Origin of the sequence: Phenylobacterium sp. (assembly GCF_036821595.1) — a bacterium.
Classification (GTDB): Bacteria; Pseudomonadota; Alphaproteobacteria; order Caulobacterales; family Caulobacteraceae; genus Phenylobacterium.
The window spans coordinates 1-18,597 of record NZ_DAISJG010000049.1 but is presented as its reverse complement, the minus strand read 5'-3'; the positions used below and the strand labels follow the sequence as shown (position 1 = coordinate 18,597).

At 70.2% G+C, this 18,597-nt stretch carries 18 protein-coding genes; 15 read left to right on the top strand and 3 right to left on the bottom strand.

From position 1 onward, the window contains the following. Nucleotides 1-308 precede the first annotated feature (308 nt). From V7Z97_RS16030 to V7Z97_RS16020, 3 genes are all read left to right on the top strand, one after another. The gene (locus V7Z97_RS16030) at nt 309-515 is read left to right on the top strand and encodes a cold-shock protein (RefSeq protein WP_325461213.1); all 207 of its coding nucleotides are present in this window, start codon (nt 309-311) and stop codon (nt 513-515) included. A gap of 182 nt (nt 516-697) precedes the next feature. Further along, nucleotides 698-4,066 (top strand): carbamoyl-phosphate synthase large subunit, encoded by a 3,369-nt coding sequence (gene carB / locus V7Z97_RS16025; protein ID WP_334164438.1) that lies wholly within the window; start codon nt 698-700, stop codon nt 4,064-4,066. Between the two features lie 181 nt (nt 4,067-4,247). Further along, the gene (locus V7Z97_RS16020) at nt 4,248-4,415 is read left to right on the top strand and encodes a hypothetical protein (RefSeq protein WP_334164437.1); all 168 of its coding nucleotides are present in this window, start codon (nt 4,248-4,250) and stop codon (nt 4,413-4,415) included. A gap of 154 nt (nt 4,416-4,569) precedes the next feature. Here the strand turns inward: V7Z97_RS16020 and V7Z97_RS16015 are convergent, their stop codons facing one another. After that, a complete protein-coding gene (locus V7Z97_RS16015; protein WP_334164436.1) occupies nt 4,570-5,094 on the bottom strand; it encodes a GNAT family N-acetyltransferase in 525 nt (174 codons plus the stop codon). 103 nt (nt 5,095-5,197) lie between these two features. On the opposite strand from V7Z97_RS16015, the gene V7Z97_RS16010 reads away from it, so the two are divergent. The 9 genes from V7Z97_RS16010 to V7Z97_RS15970 all read left to right on the top strand — a co-directional run bounded on the left by V7Z97_RS16010 (nt 5,198) and on the right by V7Z97_RS15970 (nt 14,017). Then, a complete protein-coding gene (locus V7Z97_RS16010) occupies nt 5,198-5,980 on the top strand; it encodes an SDR family NAD(P)-dependent oxidoreductase (RefSeq protein WP_334164435.1) in 783 nt (260 codons plus the stop codon). A gap of 9 nt (nt 5,981-5,989) precedes the next feature. Continuing rightward, nucleotides 5,990-6,487: an AAA family ATPase gene (locus tag V7Z97_RS16005; protein ID WP_334164434.1), complete on the top strand. Its 498-nt coding sequence runs from the start codon at nt 5,990-5,992 to the stop codon at nt 6,485-6,487. Between the two features lie 146 nt (nt 6,488-6,633). Beyond that, nucleotides 6,634-7,107 (top strand): transcription elongation factor GreA, encoded by a 474-nt coding sequence (gene greA, locus V7Z97_RS16000; protein WP_334164433.1) that lies wholly within the window; start codon nt 6,634-6,636, stop codon nt 7,105-7,107. A 10-nt stretch (nt 7,108-7,117) separates the two neighbouring features. Further along, entirely contained in the window at nt 7,118-8,104 is a 987-nt protein-coding gene (locus V7Z97_RS15995) for a mitochondrial fission ELM1 family protein (protein WP_334164432.1), read from the top strand. 126 nt (nt 8,105-8,230) lie between these two features. Beyond that, complete coding sequence (locus V7Z97_RS15990; protein ID WP_334164431.1) at nt 8,231-10,564, top strand: beta strand repeat-containing protein; 2,334 nt, start codon at nt 8,231-8,233, stop codon at nt 10,562-10,564. Nucleotides 10,565-10,703: 139 nt separating this feature from the next. Then, entirely contained in the window at nt 10,704-11,741 is a 1,038-nt protein-coding gene (gene pseG / locus V7Z97_RS15985; protein ID WP_334164430.1) for a UDP-2,4-diacetamido-2,4,6-trideoxy-beta-L-altropyranose hydrolase, read from the top strand. Between the two features lie 43 nt (nt 11,742-11,784). Continuing rightward, complete coding sequence (locus V7Z97_RS15980) at nt 11,785-12,468, top strand: class I SAM-dependent methyltransferase (RefSeq protein WP_334164429.1); 684 nt, start codon at nt 11,785-11,787, stop codon at nt 12,466-12,468. Further along, entirely contained in the window at nt 12,465-13,127 is a 663-nt protein-coding gene (locus V7Z97_RS15975; protein ID WP_334164439.1) for an acetyltransferase, read from the top strand. Before V7Z97_RS15980 ends, V7Z97_RS15975 begins: the two co-directional genes overlap by 4 nt. Before the next feature lie 2 nt (nt 13,128-13,129). After that, nucleotides 13,130-14,017 (top strand): hypothetical protein, encoded by an 888-nt coding sequence (locus V7Z97_RS15970; protein ID WP_334164428.1) that lies wholly within the window; start codon nt 13,130-13,132, stop codon nt 14,015-14,017. Between the two features lie 131 nt (nt 14,018-14,148). On the opposite strand, the gene V7Z97_RS15965 is transcribed toward V7Z97_RS15970, so the two are convergent. Further along, nucleotides 14,149-14,835, bottom strand: coding sequence for a WbqC family protein (locus tag V7Z97_RS15965; RefSeq protein WP_334164427.1), 687 nt, complete (start codon nt 14,833-14,835; stop codon nt 14,149-14,151). An 82-nt stretch (nt 14,836-14,917) separates the two neighbouring features. Between V7Z97_RS15965 and V7Z97_RS15960 the strand changes: the two genes are divergently transcribed. Continuing rightward, complete coding sequence (locus V7Z97_RS15960; protein WP_334164426.1) at nt 14,918-15,733, top strand: phytanoyl-CoA dioxygenase family protein; 816 nt, start codon at nt 14,918-14,920, stop codon at nt 15,731-15,733. 3 nt (nt 15,734-15,736) lie between these two features. Here V7Z97_RS15960 and V7Z97_RS15955 read toward each other — a convergent pair whose 3' ends face one another. Continuing rightward, on the bottom strand, nt 15,737-16,474 hold the full coding sequence (locus V7Z97_RS15955; RefSeq protein ID WP_334164425.1) for an FkbM family methyltransferase: 738 nt from the start codon (nt 16,472-16,474) through the stop codon (nt 15,737-15,739). Nucleotides 16,475-16,560: 86 nt separating this feature from the next. Between V7Z97_RS15955 and trxB the strand changes: the two genes are divergently transcribed. Further along, a complete protein-coding gene (gene trxB, locus V7Z97_RS15950) occupies nt 16,561-17,565 on the top strand; it encodes a thioredoxin-disulfide reductase (protein ID WP_334164424.1) in 1,005 nt (334 codons plus the stop codon). 332 nt (nt 17,566-17,897) lie between these two features. Continuing rightward, nucleotides 17,898-18,383, top strand: coding sequence for a GNAT family N-acetyltransferase (locus V7Z97_RS15945; RefSeq protein ID WP_334164423.1), 486 nt, complete (start codon nt 17,898-17,900; stop codon nt 18,381-18,383). Nucleotides 18,384-18,597 lie beyond the last annotated feature (214 nt).

The following is an 18,597-nucleotide window of genomic DNA, read 5'->3' as shown; positions in this document are numbered from 1 at the left end:
AGTTTCTCGATCAGGGACATGGACGCTGGCTCTCCATACTGGAGGACGGGGCGTGCGCGCCGCCGTCTTCCCCATCCAATATGGCTAAGGCGCGAAATAGTTTCGCCGAATCAGCAGTTTTTTTGAGCCGCCTTGCCGGGACGGGCGAAATCCGGCAGGGTGCCATATCGAATTCGTCATGGTTCGGCCGTCTCTTCCTGCCCGCTGCGAACGGGGGCGGACGTGCCTCCCGACCCCTCTCGAACTTGATCGAACGCGCAAATGCTTGCGCCGGGCGGGATTACACCAATACGGGACTTCGAAATTACATGGCTACCGGCACGGTCAAGTGGTTCAACGGCGCCAAGGGCTACGGCTTCATCCAACCCGATGAGGGTGGTCCGGACGTCTTCGTGCACATCTCCGCGGTCGAGCGGGCGGGTCTGACCTCGCTCAACGACGGCCAGAAGGTGACCTACGAAATCGAGCGCGATGCGCGCAGCGGCAAGTCCTCGGCAGGCCAGCTGCAGGTCTGACGACCGCTTCCAGAACGAGGGAAAGGGCCGGCCGCTGCGCCGGCCCTTTTCTTATGGGTGCGGCTCCGGCGCGCGCCACGCTTGCGTGCGCGGGCCCTCCTCTCTAAATCGCCCGCTTAACCTGCAGTTCTGACCGGTGTCGGGCGCGCTCACCTCGCGGCCGCCGTCGCGCGCGAGAAAAGATGCCCAAACGCACCGACATCTCCTCGATCCTGATCATCGGCGCCGGCCCGATCGTCATCGGCCAGGCGTGCGAGTTCGACTATTCCGGCGTCCAGGCCTGCAAGGCGCTGCGCGCCGAGGGCTACCGGATCGTCCTGGTGAACTCCAATCCGGCGACGATCATGACCGATCCGGAGATCGCCGACGCCACCTACATCGAGCCGATCACCCCGGAGATGGTCGAGAAGATCATCGCCAAGGAGCGGCCCGACGCCCTGCTCCCTACCATGGGCGGCCAGACCGCGCTGAACACGGCGCTCGCGCTCGAGAAGATGGGCGTTCTGGAGAAGTATGGCGTCGAGATGATCGGCGCGAAGGCCGACGTGATCGACAAGGCGGAGGACCGGCAGAAATTCCGCGACGCCATGGACGCCATCGGCCTGGAGAGCCCGCGCTCCCAGGTGGCGCACACCCTGGATGAGGCCATGGTCGGCCTGGAGCGCGTGGGCCTGCCGGCGATCATCCGTCCGTCCTTCACGCTCGCCGGCACCGGCGGCGGCATCGCCTACAACCTCGAGGAGTTCCGCGAGATCGTGGAGCGCGGCCTCGACCTCTCCCCCACCACCGAAGTTCTCATCGAGGAGAGCGTGCTCGGCTGGAAGGAGTACGAGATGGAGGTCGTCCGCGACAGGGCGGACAACTGCATCATCGTCTGCTCCATCGAGAACATCGACCCCATGGGCGTGCACACGGGGGACTCGATCACCGTCGCCCCGGCGCTGACGCTCACCGACAAGGAATACCAGTGGATGCGCCGCGCCTCGATCGCGGTGCTGCGGGAGATCGGCGTCGAGACCGGCGGCTCCAACGTGCAGTTCGCAGTGAACCCCGCCGACGGGCGCATGGTGGTCATCGAGATGAACCCGCGCGTCTCGCGGTCGTCGGCGCTGGCCTCGAAGGCCACCGGCTTCCCCATCGCCAAGGTCGCCGCGCGGCTGGCGGTCGGCTACACGCTCGACGAGCTGATGAACGACATCACGGGGGCCACCCCCGCCTCGTTCGAGCCCTCCATCGACTATGTGGTCACCAAGATCCCGCGCTTCGCCTTCGAGAAGTACCCGGGCTCCGAGCCCTACCTGACCACCTCCATGAAGTCGGTCGGGGAGGTCATGGCCATCGGCCGCACCTTCGCCGAGAGCCTGCAGAAGGCGCTGCGGGGGCTGGAGACCGGCCTGACCGGCCTGGACGAGGTGGCCATCGAGAACGCCGGCGATCCGGAGATGGGCCACGCTGCAGTCCTGCGGGCGCTGGCCACCCCCACGCCGGACCGGCTCCGCGTGATCGCCCAGGCCTTCCGCCAGGGCCTCACCTGCGATGAGATCCATGCGGCCTGCTCCTACGAACCCTGGTTCCTGCGCCAGATCGAGGACCTCGTACGGACCGAGGGGGAGATCGCCCGCGACGGCCGCCACCTCCTCTCCTCGGTCGATCTGCGCGCCGGCGGGGACGCCGAGGGTGTGGCGCTGAGCCTCGGACACGAGGAGGCGCTGAAGCGCCAGAAGACGCTGCGGACCTGGAAGGCTGCCGGCTTCTCCGACGCCCGTATCGCCACCCTCACGAGCATGAGCGAGCGCGAGGTGCGCCAGGCGCGCCATGCGCTGGGCATACGTCCTGTGTTCAAGCGCATCGACACCTGCGCCGGCGAGTTCCGCGCCGAAACGCCGTACATGTACTCGACCTACGAGACCGGCGCCGTGGGCCAGGCCCCCGACTGCGAGAGCGAGCCGTCCGACCGCAGGAAGGCGATCATCCTGGGCGGCGGGCCGAACCGCATCGGCCAGGGGATCGAGTTCGACTACTGCTGCTGCCACGCGGCCTTCGCCCTCGACGAGATCGGCGTGGAGTCGATCATGGTCAACTGCAACCCGGAGACGGTGTCGACCGACTACGACACCTCCGACCGCCTCTACTTCGAACCGCTCACCGCCGAGGACGTGCTGGAGCTGATCGACGTGGAGCGTTCGAAAGGCGAACTCCTGGGCGTGATCGTGCAGTTCGGCGGCCAGACGCCGCTCAAGCTCGCCCAGGCCCTGGAGGACGCGGGCGTGCCGATCCTCGGCACCTCCCCCGACGCCATCGACCTGGCCGAGGATCGCGAGCGCTTCCAGCAACTGCTCCACAAGCTCGAGATCCAGCAGCCGGTGAACGCCATCGCCCGCAGCCGCGACGAGGCCTTCGCGGGCGCGCACAAGGTGGGCTACCCGGTGGTGATCCGGCCCTCCTACGTGCTCGGCGGCCGGGCCATGGAGATCGTCCGCGACGACGAGCAGCTCGACCGCTACATCCGCACCGCCGTGCAGGTGTCGGGCGACAGCCCGGTGCTGATCGACCAGTACCTCTCCCGGGCCACCGAGGTGGACGTCGACGCGATCTGCGACGACACGGGCCAGGTCTTCGTGGCCGGCGTCATGGAGCACATCGAGGAGGCCGGCGTGCACTCGGGCGACAGCGCCTGTTCGCTCCCGCCGTTCTCGCTGAAGCCAGAGACCATCGCCGAGCTGAAGCGGCAGACCGAGGCCATGGCCCGGGCGCTGAAGGTGCGGGGCCTGATGAACGTGCAGTTCGCGATCGAGGAGCCGCACTCCGAGACCCCGCGGATCTATGTGCTGGAAGTGAACCCGCGCGCCAGCCGCACCGTACCCTTCGTGGCCAAGACCATCGGCCGGCCGCTGGCCTCCATCGCGGCCAAGGTGATGGCCGGCAAAAGGCTGGCCGACTTCGACCTGACCGAGACGCCTTATGACCACATCGCGGTCAAGGAGGCGGTCTTCCCGTTCGCCCGGTTCGCCGGCGTCGATACGGTGCTCGGCCCCGAGATGCGCTCCACCGGCGAGGTCATGGGCCTGGACTGGGTGCGGCCCGGCGAAGGGCTCGGCCCCGCCTTCGCCCGCGCCTTCGCCAAGAGCCAGCTCGGCGGCGGCGTGACCCTGCCCAAGACCGGCTGCGTCTTCGTCTCGGTGAAGGACTCCGACAAGGCCTGGATCCTGGAGCCCACACGTCTCCTGCTGGACCACGGCTTCAAGGTGCTGGCCACCGCCGGCACGGCGAAGTTCCTGGAGGAGCAGGGTCTGAAGGTCGAGCACGTGAAGAAGGTGCTCGAGGGCCGGCCGCATATCGTCGACGCCATGAAGAACGGTGACGTGCAGCTCGTCTTCAACACCACCGAGGGCAAGCAGTCGCTGGTCGACAGCTTCGAGATCCGCCGCTCGGCCCTGATGATGAAGATCCCCTACTTCACGACGGCCGCGGGCGCGCTCGCCGCGGCCCAGGCCATCGTGGAGACGTCGCAGGCCCCCCTGGAGGTGCGTCCGCTCCAGAGCTACGCATGACCGATCTGTTAATTGACCGTTGTTCATCCGGAGCGCAGAGTCGCGCCATCGCCTGACTGAAACAGGCGGCATATGGCGCGCTCCGGCGGCCGCGAAATCGACCAGCCAAGGCGCGCCCGTGGCGCCTGCCGCAGTCTGGCTCACAGGGGAGCGATCCCCTGCAGATTGTGAGGATTACGGCATGTCGAGTGAACACCACGGCGACGCTCGCCACCACCACAAGAACAGCCACCTTCCCGAGAAAATGGAAGGGGTGATCCCGGTCCTGATGCTGATCGCCGTCGCCATCCTGGCGGTGGTGCTCGTCTGGGGCCTGATGAACGGCAGCACGCCGAGCTATCTGCAGTAGCTCCCCCGCCGTCTGCGAGGACGGCGCCGGGCTGCCACAGGCGCATGGGCGCGCCGGCGCGACGCCGGGCCCGCGCTCCTGGGCAGCGCCTGTCGCAACCGGGCGGAAGGACCTGCTTCCGGTCCGGCGAGGGCGCGCGGCCGCGCGTCGGCCGCTAGGCGGGCAAGGTGCGGGCGAGCACGAGGTCGTCGTACTCGTTCGCACCGACCCTGAACTTGCGCTCGCCGGCCTGCACGAAGCCCTGGCGGGCGTAGAAGGCCATCGCCAGGACATTGCCCCCGAACACGCCCAGCAACAGGCGGCGCGCGCCCCTGTCGCGCGCTCCGGCCGCCGCGGCGGCCATAAGCCGGGCGCCGATCCCCACGCCATGGAAGCGGTGCAGCAGGTAGATCCGCTTCAACTCGATATCGTCCTCGGCAAGCGGAACCGGCAGGTCGGGCGGCGACAGGACCGCGTATCCCAGCGGCGCGCGCCCCTCGTCGGATTCCGCGATCCAGATCGCATAGCGGGGATCGGCCAGCCATTCGGCGTAGCGCGCCTCGCCGTGCTCCACCCGGCAGTGGGCGAGGATGTCGGGCTTGGGCAGAGCGCCCGCATAGGTTTCCAGGAACGTGGCCTGCCCCACGAGGGCGAGCGCCGCCGCGTCGTTCGCCTCACAGGGCCGGACGGTGACTTCCATGGTTACGCCTCCCGCGCGCCGCTTAGCACGGAGCTTCCGTGGCGTCGCTCTGGCCGACCGCTGTCCCGCGGCGTAATCCAGGGGAAAAGTCGGGAGGAACATCATGGCGGGACGTGTGTCGGGCAAGGTGGCGCTGGTCACCGGCGGAGCGAGCGGCATCGGGCGCGGCTGCGCCGAGCGACTGGCGCAGGAGGGCGCAGCGGTGGTGGTCACCGACCTGCAGGATCTCAAGGGCGAGGAGACGGTGGCCGCGATCCGCCAGGCCGGCGGAGCGGCCGACTACATCCACCATGACGTCACGGACGAGCAGGCCTGGATCGACGTCATCGGCCAGGCGCGCGCCAAGCACGGCCGGCTGGACATCCTGGTGAACAACGCCGGCATCGGTCTCGGCGGCTCGATCCTGGAGATGACGCTGGAAACCTGGCGCAAGCAGACGGCCGTGAACCTCGACGGCGTCTTCCTGGGGGTGAAGCACGCCATCCCGCTGATGCGGGAGGGCGGCGGCGGCTCGATCGTCAACATGTCCTCGGTGGCCGGACTGAAGGGCGCGCCAAGCCTCGCCGGCTACTGCGCCACCAAGGGAGGCGTGCGGCTGTTCACCAAGGCCGTGGCCCTGGAGTGCGCCCAGGCCAAGGACGGCGTGCGGGTGAACTCCGTCCATCCGGGCATCATCGAGACGCCGATCTGGGGCACCGTGCTGGGCGGCGAGTTCGGGACCAACGCGCCGCCGGATCTCGACGCCCTCTCCGAACTGGCCGTGCCGCTGGGCGTGAAGGGCGTGCCAGTCGATATCGCGAACGGCGTGCTGTGGCTGGCGTCCGACGAGAGCCGCTACGTCACGGGCGCGGAGCTGGTGATCGACGGAGGTCTCTCGGTCCGCTAGACCGCGGCCATGCCCGCGACCCTGCACGTGATCTTCGGCCCCTCCGGAGCCGGCAAGACGACCTACGCCAACGCCTTCGCCCGGCGCGAAGGGGCCGTGGCCTTCATCCTCGACGAGTGGATGGCGCGCCTCTTCGCCCCCGACATGCCCGAGCCCATCGAATACGAGTGGATGATCCAGCGCGTCGCCCGCTGCGAGGCGCAGATCTGGTCCGTGGCGGCCGGCGTGCTCGCCGCCGGCGCCCCGGTGATCCTCGACATCGGCCTGATGCGGACGGCCGATCGCAACCGTGTCCGCGAGATCGCCGAGGCCGCGGGCCTGCCGTTGCAGTTCCACTACGTCACCGCGTCGGCGGAGACCCGCCGGGCGCGGGTGGCCGAGCGCAACGTGGTGAGGGGTGAGAACTTCGCCATCGAGGTCACCCCCGAGATGTTCGAGTTCGTCGAAGGGGTCTTCGAGCCCCCTGAGCCGGCGGAACTCGAGGGGGCGATCATCAGCGAAAGCTGACCCGCGGGCCGCGGCCGGAACCGCTCCGGTACCGCCGCTCTTGAGTTTTGCGGCGCACAATCCTAGTTTCTTCCCCCCCGGACGCCTGCGCCCGCGGCCGGATTGGACGGAATTCTCACTTAGGGCGGACCCGAGTCATCACCTCTATGGAAAAAGTCCCGATGACCGCCGAGGGCTATCAGGCCCTCGACGAAGAGCTGAAGCGTTTGAAGACGGTGGAACGGCCGGCGGTGATCGCCGCCATCGCCGAAGCGCGGTCGCACGGCGATCTCTCCGAGAACGCCGAGTACCACGCCGCCAAGGAGCGCCAGGGCTGGATCGAAGGCCAGATCGCCGAGATCGAAGACAAGATGGCCCGCGCCCAGGTGATCGATGTCTCCAAGCTTTCGGGCACCCAGGTGAAGTTCGGAGCCACCGTGTCGGTGGTGGACGAGGACACCGAGGAAGAGGCGCGCTACCAGATCGTCGGCGAGCATGAGGCCGACGTGAAGCAGGGCAGGGTCTCCATCACCTCGCCGATCGCGCGCGCGATGATCGGCAAGGAGACGGGCGACGTGGTCGAGGTGAACACCCCCGGCGGCGTGAAGGCCTACGAGATCCTCAAGGTGGAGTGGGTCTGACCCACTCCGCATGGGCCGGGCCGCCAAGCCTCCCCTGACCATCTGGGCCGTCTCCGACGGCCGCGCCGGCATCGAAGCCCAAGCCCTGGGCCTGGCGCAGGCGGTTGCGCGCCTGCGGCCGGCCGAAATCACCGTCAGGCGGATCGGCTGGAGGTGGGGTCTTGGCCGGCTTCCCACACGCCTGAATCCCGGGCTGCCGTGGACCCTGGCGGCCGGCGGCCCCATCGCGCCGCCCTGGCCCGACCTTTGGATCGCCGCCGGCCGCGCCACCCTGCCGCTCTCCGTGCGGATGCGCGCGCGCTCCTGCGGCCGGACCTTCGTGGTCCAGACGCAGCACCCGCGGGTCCCTCTCACCCCCTTCGACCTCGTGGTCCCGCCCACGCATGACGACCTCGTGGGCGCCAACGTCTTCCCGATCCTCGGCGCCCCGAACCGCCTGACGCCCGAGCGCCTCGCCGAGGAGCTCGCGCGGTGGCAGGATCGGATCTCCACCCTCCCCCGCCCGCGGGTGGCGGTGATCGTCGGTGGCCGGTCCAGCGCCTTCGACCTGCCGGTGGCTCACGCCGCGGCGCTCGCGGACCGTATCGCCGCGGCCGTGGAACGCGCCGGCGGGTCTCTGCTGCTCAGCTTTACCCGGCGCACCCCCGAGCCGGCCCGGCAGGCGATGCGGGACGCCCTCTCCGGCCTGCCGGGGATCATCTGGGACGACCGGGGAGAGAACCCCTATTTCGCGTTTCTGGCGGCGGCCGACGCGATCCTGATCACCGAGGACTCCACCAACCTCGCCACGGACGCGGCGGCGACGGGGAAGCCCGTTCACGTCCTGCCCATGGCCGGGCGGGGCAGCGACAAGTTCCGGAAATTTCACGAGGAACTTGCCCGGCGTGGGATCGCACGGCCCTTCGCCGGCGACTTCCCGACCTGGCGCTATCCCCCGCTGGCCGAGACCGACCGCGCCGCAGCGGAGCTGCTGCGCCGCTTTGACGCGCGCGAATAGTCGCGCTCGCCCCAAAGGCGAGCTTGCCCAGAGGGTTAACGTCCTTCAACCTTGGCAAGAAAATCGCAACACCCTGCTCCTAGGGTGCAGCACTCTCTTTCGGAATTCTGAGTCGGGGGCCATCACGTGGCGATCTACTTCTGGGATGAAATGACGACGGCGCAGGCCCAGGCCTTCACCTCGTCGGACCGCATCGTCTTCACGTCCGGCACGGCCGCCCAGGTCGCCGTGGTGTTCAATCCGTTCACCATCGACAGCCCCGCCAGCGTGACCCTGGTCGCGCCGGGCAAGTCGCTGACCTTCGACGACGCCGCGCTGCGCAACCAGCCGAGCGCCGTCATCTTCCCCGACGGCACGAAGCTCTACGCCGGCACCACCGGCGACGACAGCCAGGCCGGCACGGCCGCGTCGGACGGGATCTACGGCGGCGACGGCAATGACAGCCTCGTGGGCGACGCCGGGGCCGATGTGCTGCAGGGCAACCAGGGGAACGACACCATCACCGGCGGGGCCGGCAACGACGTGGTGTACGGCGGCCAGGGCAACGACACCATCGACCTGGGGACCAACGACAACTTCGCCCAGGGCAACAAGGGCGACGACACCATCACCGGCGGCGCCGCCTTCGACCTGCTGCTCGGCGGCCAGGGCAACGACAACATCAGCGGCAGCGACGGCGACGACTACCTGCTGGGCAACCTCGGCAACGACACGCTGGCCGGGGGTAACGGCTCCGACACCCTGCAGGGGCAGGAGGGCGACGACAACATCTCCGGCAACGACGGCAACGACTCGATCTCCGCCGGCGACGGCGAGAACACGATCAACGGCGGCAACGGCAACGACAACGTCGACGCCGGTTCGGGCAATGACACCATCGACCTGGGCGCGGGCGCCAACACCCTGACGGCCGGCGGCGGCAACGACGTCATCACGGGCGGCACGGGCGTCGACAACATCGACGCCGGCGCGGGGGCTGACACGATCTCGGCCGACGACGGGAACAACTCGCTGTTCGGCGGCACGGGCGACGACTCGCTGGTGGCCGGCACGGGCGACGACACGATCAGCGGCGGCGACGGGGCCGACTCCATCACTGCCGGCTCGGGCGCCAACAGCATCGACGGCGGGGCCGGCGCCAGCTCGATCACGAGCGGCAACGGCAACGACACCATCGCCACCGGCGTCGCCGACGACACCATCAACAGCGGCGGCGGCACCGACACCATCACGGTCAGCGACGGCGCCAACAGCGTCACCATGACCGGCGGCGGCTCGGTCACCATGGGCACGGGCAACGACACCCTGATCGCGGGCGGCGCGAGCGACGCGATCACGGTGGCGGCCGGCGCCGGCAACAACGTCATCACGACGGGCGGCGGCGCGGACACCATCACGGTGGGCGCGGGCAACGATCAGGTGACGGCGAACAACGGCAACAACAGCATCACCGACACCGGCGGCACCAACACCATCACGGCCGGCACGGGCAACGACACCATCACCGCCGGCGACGGCGTCGACACCATCGCCGCCAGCTCCGGCAACAACTCGGTCTTCGGCGGCGGGGGCGCGGACTCGATCACCTCCGGCGCGGGCAACGACACCCTGTCGGGCGGCGCGGGCAACGACACCATCACCTCGGGCGGGACGAGCGGCTCCGGCTCGGACATCCTGAACGGGGGCGCGGGCGACGACAGCATCGACTTCACCGGGCAGGGCGGCGTCCAGGGCGGTGACGACAACGACACCATCACCGGCGGGAACACCGCTTCGATCGTCGACGGCGGCAACGGCAACGACTCCATCACCCTGGGCGACGGCGCCAACACCATCACCGGCGGCGCCGGCAACGACCACGTGGTGGCCGGCAACGGCGGCAACCAGATCAACCTCGGCGAAGGGACCAACACCGTTGGTTCCGGCACCGGCGCCGACGCGATCTTCGGCGGCACCGGCGCGGACAGCATCAGCTCCGGCGGAGGGGACGACTCCATCTCCGGCGGCGGCGGAGCCGACCACATCAACGGGGCAGCCGGCAACGACACCATCGTCGGCGGCTCGGGCGACGAGACGCTGACCGGTGGCGGCAACTTCGACATCCTGACCGGCAACGGCGGGACGGACACCTTCACCTTCGCGAACGGCGACTCCGGCGTGGGTGGGGGCTTGGCCGGCATCGACCGGATCACCGACTTCGGTGGCACCGACGGCCTCGACTTCGCAGGAGCGGCCGGCAGCGGCACGAACTACGCCGAGGTGGGCGCCGCCCAGACCGACTTCGGCGCGGCCCAGACGGCGGCGGAGGCTCTGATGAACGGCACCGTGCTCTACGTCGCCGTGGCGGTGGGCTCCGACGTGGTGGTGTTCTACGACTCCGACGGCGACAACGACGCCGATGAGGCGGTGCGCCTGATCGGCAAGAGCCTGACGGATATCGCATCCGGCAACATCATCTGATCGGCCCTACATCGGGCTACAGCGGGGGCCGCTCTTCGGAGCGGCCCTTTGCTTTTCCGGGCAAGGCGCCGTTTTCTCCCGCGGCCATGACTCGACGCCCTCGCCCCGCTTCGGCCGCATTCGGAAGTGATCGGCGTATATGACCGGGCCCAGGATCCTCTTCGTGGTCGACGCCGGCGCCAAGGTGGGTGGCGGCCATGTGATGCGCTGCCTCACCCTGGCCGGCGCGCTGTCCGCCCAGGGCGCCACCTGCGCCTTCATGGGCCCGCCGGCGGTGAGCGCGATCCTCGAGAGCTTCGCCCCGGCCGCGCAGCAGTTGGCGGCGGCCTCGACCGAGCCGCGGGACCTCGCCGCCGCCATCGGCTCCGAGCAGTTCGACGCCATCGTCTTCGACCACTACGGCCTTTCGGAGCGCGACCACCGGGCCATGGGCCAGGGCCGCCCGGTGCTGGTCATCGACGACCTCGCCGACCGGCCGCTGGGCGCGGACCTGGTCCTCGACTCCGGGCCCGAGCGTCGGGTGCAGGACTATGACGGCCTGATCCCAGAGCATGCCCGCCTGCTGCTGGGGCCCAGCTACGCCCCGGTGCGGCCGGAGTTCGCGGCGCTGCGCCAGACGGCGCTCGCCTGGCGCGGCGAGCCGGTGCAGCGGTTCCTGATCTCCATGGGCCTCACGGACGTGGGCGGGATCACCGCCCGCGTGGTGGAGCGGCTGCGCCTGCGCGTGGGCGAGGCGGGCATCGACGTGGTGCTGGGCAGCGGAGCGCCGAGCCTGCCTGGCTTCCAGAAGATCGCCCGGCGCGACCCGCGGCTCGCCCTGCACGTGGATACACCGCACATGGCCCGGCTGACGGCCGAGGCGGACATCGGCGTCGGGGCCGCCGGCTCGGCCACGTGGGAACGCTGCACCCTGGGCCTTCCTTCCGTGCTGGTGGTGGTGGCGGAGAACCAGCGCTCGGCCGCCGCGGCCCTGGCCCAGCGGGGCGCGGCCCTTGTGGTGGACGCCGCCGCGCCCGACTTCGACGCCCAGTTCGACCGGGCGGTGACGAAGCTCCTGAAGGACGCCGACCTGCGCCGCCAGCTTGCCGAGGCCAGCGCCGAGATCTGCGACGGCCAGGGCGCCAGCCGCACCGCCGAGGCCTTCCTGAAGCTGATCGCAGCGCGCGCGCTCACCTGAGCCGCCCTTCCCGCCTCGGGAACAGTCGTGTTACGCCGCTCGCATGCCCAGCGACTGGCTTCCCCTGCAGGACCACTACGAGCGGCGCCTGCGGGAGGACGGCGCGACGCCGCAGGGCGTCGACTGGCCGGATGGGCGGGGCCTGGAAGCGCGCTTCGCAACCCAGCTTGGCGTGCTGGATGCGGTCCCCGCGGGCGGCGAGCCGCCGCTCCTGCTGGATCTCGGCTGCGGCCCGGGGCTGCTGCTGGACTACCTCGCCGAGACCGGCCGGCTGTCGCAGGTGCGCTACCGCGGCGTCGACATCTCGCCGGCCATGATCGCCGCGGCGCAGGCGCGCTGGCCGGGCCACAGCTTCGAGGTCCGGGACGTGGTCGCCGAGCCCCTTGAGCCGGAGAGCGTCGACGTGGCGATCATGAACGGGGTGCTCACCGAGCGGCAGGGCATCCCCCGCGAGCGCATGGTCAACCTCGCGGAGAGCATCGTGGCCGCCGCCTTCCGCGCCGCCCGCCACGGCGTCGCCTTCAACGCCATGAGCAAGCATGTGGACTGGGAGCGCGACGACCTGTTCCACTGGGGCTTCGACGAGGTGGCGGCCTTCCTGAGGCGGGACGTCACCCGGCACATGGCGTTCCGCGCCGACTACGGCCTCTACGAGTTCACCGCCTTCGCCTGGCGGGAGCCGCAGCGGCCGGCGCCGCTGGCGCGGGAAGACTGGTGGAAGCGATGACGCGCAAGCTGGTGATGTTCGGCACCCGGCAGATCGCCGAGGTGCTGTCCTGGTACATCGAACGCGAGAGCGACTACCGGATCGAGGCCTTCACGGTGGACGGCGAGTTCCTGACCGACACCACATTCCAGGGCCGGCCGGTGGTCGCCTTCGAGGAGGTGACGCAGCGGTTCGGCCCCGACGAGCACGAGATGTTCGTGGCGCTGAGCTACGCCAGGATGAACCGCATCCGGGCGGAGAAGTTCGCCGCCGCCAAGGCCGCGGGCTACCGGCTGGGCAGTCACGTCAGCCCCAAGGCCCAGGTGTGGGACGGGCTGCAGGTGGGCGAGAACAGCTTCGTCATGGAGCACAATGTGGTGCAGCCCTTCGCCCGGATCGGCGCGGACACGACGCTGTGGGCCGGCAATCACATCGGCCACCATTCGGTCATCGGCGACCACTGCTTCCTGGCCTCGCACATCGTGGTCTCCGGTGGGGTGACGATCGGCGACCACTGCTTCATCGGGGTCAATGCGACCCTGCGCGACGGCATCACCGTGGCCCCACGTTGCCTGGTGGGGGCCGGCGCCCTGATCCTCGGGGACACCCAGCCGGAGCAGGTGTTCATGGCCGAGCCGACGCCCGCCTCGCGGGTCCCCTCCTCCCGCGTCCGGATCTGACCTTGGGCTGGCGCCGGCTGGGCCGGATCTACGAGCCACGGGGCGAGGCGCCGTGGCTGGCCTCCCACGCCTCCGTGCCGTTCGCCGAGCCGCTGGAGGGCGGGCTCGTGCGGATCTGGTTCTCGCCAAGGGACGCCGCCAACCGCTCCCATGTGACCTGGCTGGTCGTGGACCTGGAGCGGCCCGACGTGATCCTGGACCGCGCCGACGCGCCGGTGCTGGGCTGCGGGCCCGCCGGGGCCTTCGACGACAGCGGGGCGATGATGTCGTGGCTGGCGGGCGGGCGGCTCTACTACATCGGCTGGAACGTGCGCGCGACGGTGCCCTTCCACGTCTCGATCGGGTTTGCCGAGGCTGCGGACGGCGACTGGCATCGGACAGAGGGGCCGACCCTCGACCGGACACAGGAGGACCCGTGGTTCTGCTCGAACCCCTGCGTGCTGCCGGACGGCGACGGCTGGCGCATGTGGTACCTGGGCGGGCTGGGCTGGCACCAGATCGACGGCCGCTGGTCGCCCTCCTACGACATCCGCCATGCCCGCTCGGACGACGGGCGGTCCTGGCGGGACCGCGGCCGCACCGCCATCCCGCTGGAGGGCGACGAGTACGCGCTGGCGCGGCCCAGCGTGCTGAAGGTCGATGAGGGGTGGCTGATGTGGTTCTGCGCCCGCACCCGCACCCGGCCCTACCGCCTGCGCGCGGCGCGGTCGGCCGACGGGGAGACCTGGACGCGCGCGCTGGAGCTCGCGGGGCTTGAGCCGGCCGAAAGCGGCTGGGACAGCGAGATGATCGCCTATCCGCACGTCTTCGAGCAGCTCGGGCGGCGCTGGATGCTCTATTGCGGCAACGGCTTCGGCCGCTCGGGCTTCGGGCTCGCCGTCTGGGACTGACCCTTGTTCGGGTTGGTCACAGGAGTGTTCGCCTAGGGGCGCCGGGCTGTTTGGACGATGACAAAGACCGAACCGCCGATCGTGCGGGACAGCCGGTGGAAAGTCCAAAATTCGGCGCCCGAAAGCGCGGCCTAGGCGATGAGCCGGGTGTTGGCGCGGATCTCGTCGGCCACGGCCTGGGCGGGTTCCTGAAGCAGGCGGGCGAGGATCGAGGCGTAGCTTCCCTCGTAGTCGGTGAGGAAGCGCAGCTCGACGCCGGCCCCGGCGAAGCGGTCGTGCTGGTAGAGCTCGCGGCCGCCGGGCGGGTTCACGTAGCGCCGGGCGCCGACGGCCTGGGCGATGGCCAGGATGCGGTCCTGGCCTCGGAGTTCCGCCGCGATTTCCAGGCTGGAGGAGCGCAGGACGCGCCACGGCAGACCGAGCGCGCGGGCCGCGAGGGCCAGCAGGCGCTCGATGTAGTCCAGAGGCGCGCCGCGCACGTCGCGGACGGCGTCCAGGAGGCCGTGGAGATCATCGCCGGCCAGCAGCGGGAACCGGCGCATCTCGGTGGCCATGGCCTGCGCGGCGTCGGACCGGAAGACGAGGTCGCGGATGGCGGCGTCGCGGGGCGCCTTGGCCAGCGGCAGGGTCAGCCACTGCAGCTCGCCCGCCGCGTCCGGCAGGCGGTTGCGGTGGACCCAGCCGCGGCGCGGGAACTGCACGCAGTCGTAGATCACGAAGAGGTCGGCGGCGGCGAGCAGGCGAAAATAGCCCGCATAGGGGACGAAGTAGGGCTGCATGATCGCAACCGTGTCCGCGCGGGCCTCGGGCTCCCCCATGCCCGCGCCTATGACACGAAGTCGCCTCGGCGTCTCCGGGGCTGTATGTCTTGGCCACCACCGCCCGCCAGACAGGACGCCGATGTCGGAAGAGTTCGAGACCCTGCGCCGTGACGGCTTCTGCGTCGTCCGGGGCCTGCTGCCGAAGGCCGACGTGACGGCGACGCTGGACAGCGTCCATCGCACCATCCGCGACCAGCTGCGGGAGGTCGGGGCCACGGCGGCGGGAGACGACCTGCACAGCGCGCTGCGCGCCCTGCACGCCGCCGACATCGAGCGCTACAAGCGGGTGCTGGGCGCCCTGTGGCGCAAGGCGGAGGTGACGGGCCTGATGCGCCATCCGGCGCTGTTCGGCTTCCTGCGCGAGGCGTTCGGGTGGTCGGACGTCTTCCTGCCCGGCGGCGAGGTGGCGCTCTTGATGGCGGCCGACCTGAAGATCCCCGGCGGCTACTTCGGCCTGGGCGCCCATCAGGATTTCCCGTCGGTGCAGGGCAGCCTTGACGGGGTGGTGGCCTGGATCCCGCTGACCGACGTGGATCGCGACGGCTGGCCGGTGGAGGTGATCCCCGGCAGCCATCGCCGCGGCCTGATCACGGACGTGGAGGAGACCCGCAACGGCTGGGAGATCCGGCCGGAGGCGCTTGGCGACGCCGAGTGGCGGTCCGTCGAGGCCATGGCAGGGGACGTGGTGTTCCTGTCGATGTTCACCGTGCACCGCAGCCGCCGCGAGGGGGACCCGGCGCGCCTGCGGCTGGCGCTGTCGACGCGGTTCGACGACGCCGCCGAGCCGACCTTCGTGGCGCGGGGCTATCCGACCGCCTACCAGCGGACGGTCCACCGCGACCAGTACGTGGCGGACTTCCCGACCGCCGAGCAGATCCGGGCCCTGTTCGGCTGAGCCTCAGCGGCGGAAGACGCAGTTGAACAGGCCCGGGTAGTGGCCGCCCCGCAGGCGTACCACCGGGTGCTTCTCCGCCAACCGGAAGCCGTGGCCCTCGAGCATGGCCGCCTCGTCGGAGCCGCTCTGGTCGGACAGCTCGATGAAGACCGTGTGGAGCGACGGGGACCGGAGCGTCTTCTCCGCGCCGCGCAGGACTGCCGCCTCGGCGCCGTCCACGTCCACCTTCAGCACCTGCGGCGGCGGCAGGGCGCAGAGGACGATGAGGTCGTCCAGCCGCTGCTTGAGCACCGACTGCACGTGGGCCGGGTCGAACCGCTCCTTGGTGTCCTGGGCGACCGCCTGGTCGAGGATCTTGCCGTGCTCGCCCGCGCCGTAGACCCGGGTGTGGATCGCTCCCAGCCCCGCCTCGTCCGACAGGGCGACGTTCAGGGCGGTCAGCGGGGTCTTCAGGCGGTCGCGGTTCAGGAAGTGGTTGAGCTCCAGGGTCGCGTAGTTCTGCGCCTCCGGCTCGAAGGCGACCACCCGGCAGCCGCGTTGGATGGCCGCGTAGAGCGAGAAGAGGCCGATCGAGGCGCCAACGTCGTAGAGCACGGTCCCTTCCGGCAGGGCGTCGACGAGGTCCAGGAGCTCAGGCTCGATCTCCTCGTAGCGCTCGGCCCACACGCGCAGCCGGCCGTTGCCCACGTGGAAGCGGATGTTCGCGCCGCGGGCGGCGATGTCGAGGATGTCTTCGCTCATCCCCGCTGGCTTACGGCGTGGGGGCATGGCGCCGCAAGCGCCGGTCGGCCGTCGCGGCCGGACGGAATCGTCACTACATTGGGGCCATGTCCGAAAATCCCCGCTCCGTCCGCTGCCTGATCGTGGGCTCCGGCCCCGCCGGCTACACCGCCGCCATCTACGCCGCCCGCGCGCTGCTGAAGCCGGTGCTGATCCAGGGCATCCAGCCCGGCGGCCAGCTCACCATTACCACGGACGTGGAGAACTACCCGGGCTTCGCCGACGTCATCCAGGGCCCCTGGCTGATGGAGCAGATGCAGGCCCAGGCCGAGCACGTGGGCACCGAGATCGTCAACGACATCGTCCTGAAGGCCGACCTGTCGCAGCGGCCGTTCCGCCTGGAGACCGATAGCGGCCAGGTGTGGCTCGCCGAGACCCTGATCATCGCCACCGGAGCCCAGGCCAAGTGGCTTGGCCTGGAGAGTGAGCAGAGGTTCCAGGGCTTCGGCGTCTCCGCCTGCGCCACCTGCGACGGCTTCTTCTACCGTGGCAAGGACGTGGTGGTGGTGGGCGGCGGCAACACGGCCGTGGAGGAGGCCCTGTTCCTCACCAACTTCGCCGCCAAGGTCACGGTCGTGCACCGGCGCGACGAGTTCCGGGCCGAGAGGATCCTGCAGGAGCGGCTGTTCGCCCATCCGAAGATCGAGGTGGTCTGGGACCACGCCATCGACGAGGTGATCGGCGAGACCGACCCCATGGGCGTCACCGGCGTGCGGCTGAAGAACGTGAAGACCGGCGAGACCCGGACCATCCCGTGCGACGGCGTCTTCGTGGCCATCGGCCACGCCCCGGCTTCGCAGCTGTTCAAGGACCAGCTGGAGATGGACTCCTCCGGCTACCTGAAGGTGAAGCCCGGCACGGCGTCGACGGCCATCAAGGGCGTCTATGCGGCCGGGGACGTCACGGACGACGTCTACCGCCAGGCGGTCACCGCCGCCGGCATGGGCTGCATGGCGGCGCTGGAGGCGGTGCGGTTCCTCGCCGAGGAGGACCACGCCAAGGCGCACAAGCCGATCAGCCACGCCGAGGCCGAGAAGATCGGAGCTTGGTGAGCTTCACCAATGGGTTAGGCGGTTTTTTCGCCTGATCGGGCCGTCCTGCCGCAACCGCACCGCCTTTTGACAGGTTGGTGACGCGGAGAGCGTGCAGGCCGATGAGAGACAGTGAGCGATACCTCGCGCAGGCCGATGCGGTCGCGCGCCTCGCCGTCCGGGCGGAGAGTCCGACGGAGAAGGCCGTGTACCTCAGCATCGCCGAGGGCTGGCGCAAGCTGGCCGCCGAGGCGATGCGCAACGAGCGCCAGGACAACGGCCGCGGCGACCCGGAGCGCCTCAGGGCCGCCGAATAGCTCCCGCGCGCCGGGCGGGCCGCGTAAGCTCGGCCCATGATCCGCTACGCCCGCCCCGGGGACCACCCCGCCATCGCCGCCGTTGTCGAGGTGGCGTTCGGCCAGCCCGCCGAGGCGCGGCTGGTGGAGCGCCTTCGGGCCGACGAGGACGCCCTCTTCGAACTGGTGGCGATGGAGGCCGACGAGGTCGTAGGCCACATCCTGTTCAGCCGCCTGTGGGCCGACCGCTACGAGATGTTCGCCGCGCTGGCCCCACTCGCCGTCCGGCCGGACCTGCAGAAGACCGGCCTGGGCTCGGCCCTGGTTCGCGCGGGCCTGGAGAGCGCCAAGGAGTTCGGGGCCCACGGGGTGATCGTACTGGGGCATCCGGCCTACTACCCGCGCTTCGGCTTCTCGGCGGAGGCGGCGGCGAAGGTGAGCTCGCCGTATGCGGGCCAGCCGGGGTTCATGGCGGTGGCCTTGGAGCCGGGCGCGTTCGATGCGCCGATGACCGTGGCCTATCCGGACGCGTTCGGGGGGTAGGCGCGACGCGAGTGGAGCTGGCGCGCAGGCCTTAGACCCGTGCAGACGGATCCAACCCGAGCGACACCCTTCCGTCCTGCGCCGCCCTCACCCGGCCTCTCCCTCCCGAGCTGCGCTCGGCGGGAGAGGAGACGGCCAAGCCACCCGCGACATAGGAAGCCCTCCTCCTCGATGGAGGAGGGTTGGGTGGTGGTGTGGCCGGGGCGTCTGGGCG

What these genes read in the sequence shown, in the direction of transcription:
- carB (WP_334164438.1), top strand. Translation starts at nt 698, where the DNA reads ATGCCCAAACGCACCGACATCTCCTCGATCCTGATCATCGGCGCCGGC.
- V7Z97_RS15975 (WP_334164439.1), top strand. Translation starts at nt 12,465, where the DNA reads ATGACGCGCAAGCTGGTGATGTTCGGCACCCGGCAGATCGCCGAGGTG.
- trxB (WP_334164424.1), top strand. Translation starts at nt 16,561, where the DNA reads ATGTCCGAAAATCCCCGCTCCGTCCGCTGCCTGATCGTGGGCTCCGGC.
- V7Z97_RS15955 (WP_334164425.1), bottom strand. Translation starts at nt 16,474, where the DNA reads ATGAGCGAAGACATCCTCGACATCGCCGCCCGCGGCGCGAACATCCGC.
- V7Z97_RS15965 (WP_334164427.1), bottom strand. Translation starts at nt 14,835, where the DNA reads ATGGGGGAGCCCGAGGCCCGCGCGGACACGGTTGCGATCATGCAGCCC.
- V7Z97_RS16010 (WP_334164435.1), top strand. Translation starts at nt 5,198, where the DNA reads ATGGCGGGACGTGTGTCGGGCAAGGTGGCGCTGGTCACCGGCGGAGCG.
- V7Z97_RS16030 (WP_325461213.1), top strand. Translation starts at nt 309, where the DNA reads ATGGCTACCGGCACGGTCAAGTGGTTCAACGGCGCCAAGGGCTACGGC.
- V7Z97_RS16005 (WP_334164434.1), top strand. Translation starts at nt 5,990, where the DNA reads ATGCCCGCGACCCTGCACGTGATCTTCGGCCCCTCCGGAGCCGGCAAG.
- V7Z97_RS15995 (WP_334164432.1), top strand. Translation starts at nt 7,118, where the DNA reads ATGGGCCGGGCCGCCAAGCCTCCCCTGACCATCTGGGCCGTCTCCGAC.
- V7Z97_RS15945 (WP_334164423.1), top strand. Translation starts at nt 17,898, where the DNA reads ATGATCCGCTACGCCCGCCCCGGGGACCACCCCGCCATCGCCGCCGTT.
- V7Z97_RS15980 (WP_334164429.1), top strand. Translation starts at nt 11,785, where the DNA reads ATGCCCAGCGACTGGCTTCCCCTGCAGGACCACTACGAGCGGCGCCTG.
- pseG (WP_334164430.1), top strand. Translation starts at nt 10,704, where the DNA reads ATGACCGGGCCCAGGATCCTCTTCGTGGTCGACGCCGGCGCCAAGGTG.
- V7Z97_RS16015 (WP_334164436.1), bottom strand. Translation starts at nt 5,094, where the DNA reads ATGGAAGTCACCGTCCGGCCCTGTGAGGCGAACGACGCGGCGGCGCTC.
- V7Z97_RS16020 (WP_334164437.1), top strand. Translation starts at nt 4,248, where the DNA reads ATGTCGAGTGAACACCACGGCGACGCTCGCCACCACCACAAGAACAGC.
- V7Z97_RS15960 (WP_334164426.1), top strand. Translation starts at nt 14,918, where the DNA reads ATGTCGGAAGAGTTCGAGACCCTGCGCCGTGACGGCTTCTGCGTCGTC.
- greA (WP_334164433.1), top strand. Translation starts at nt 6,634, where the DNA reads ATGGAAAAAGTCCCGATGACCGCCGAGGGCTATCAGGCCCTCGACGAA.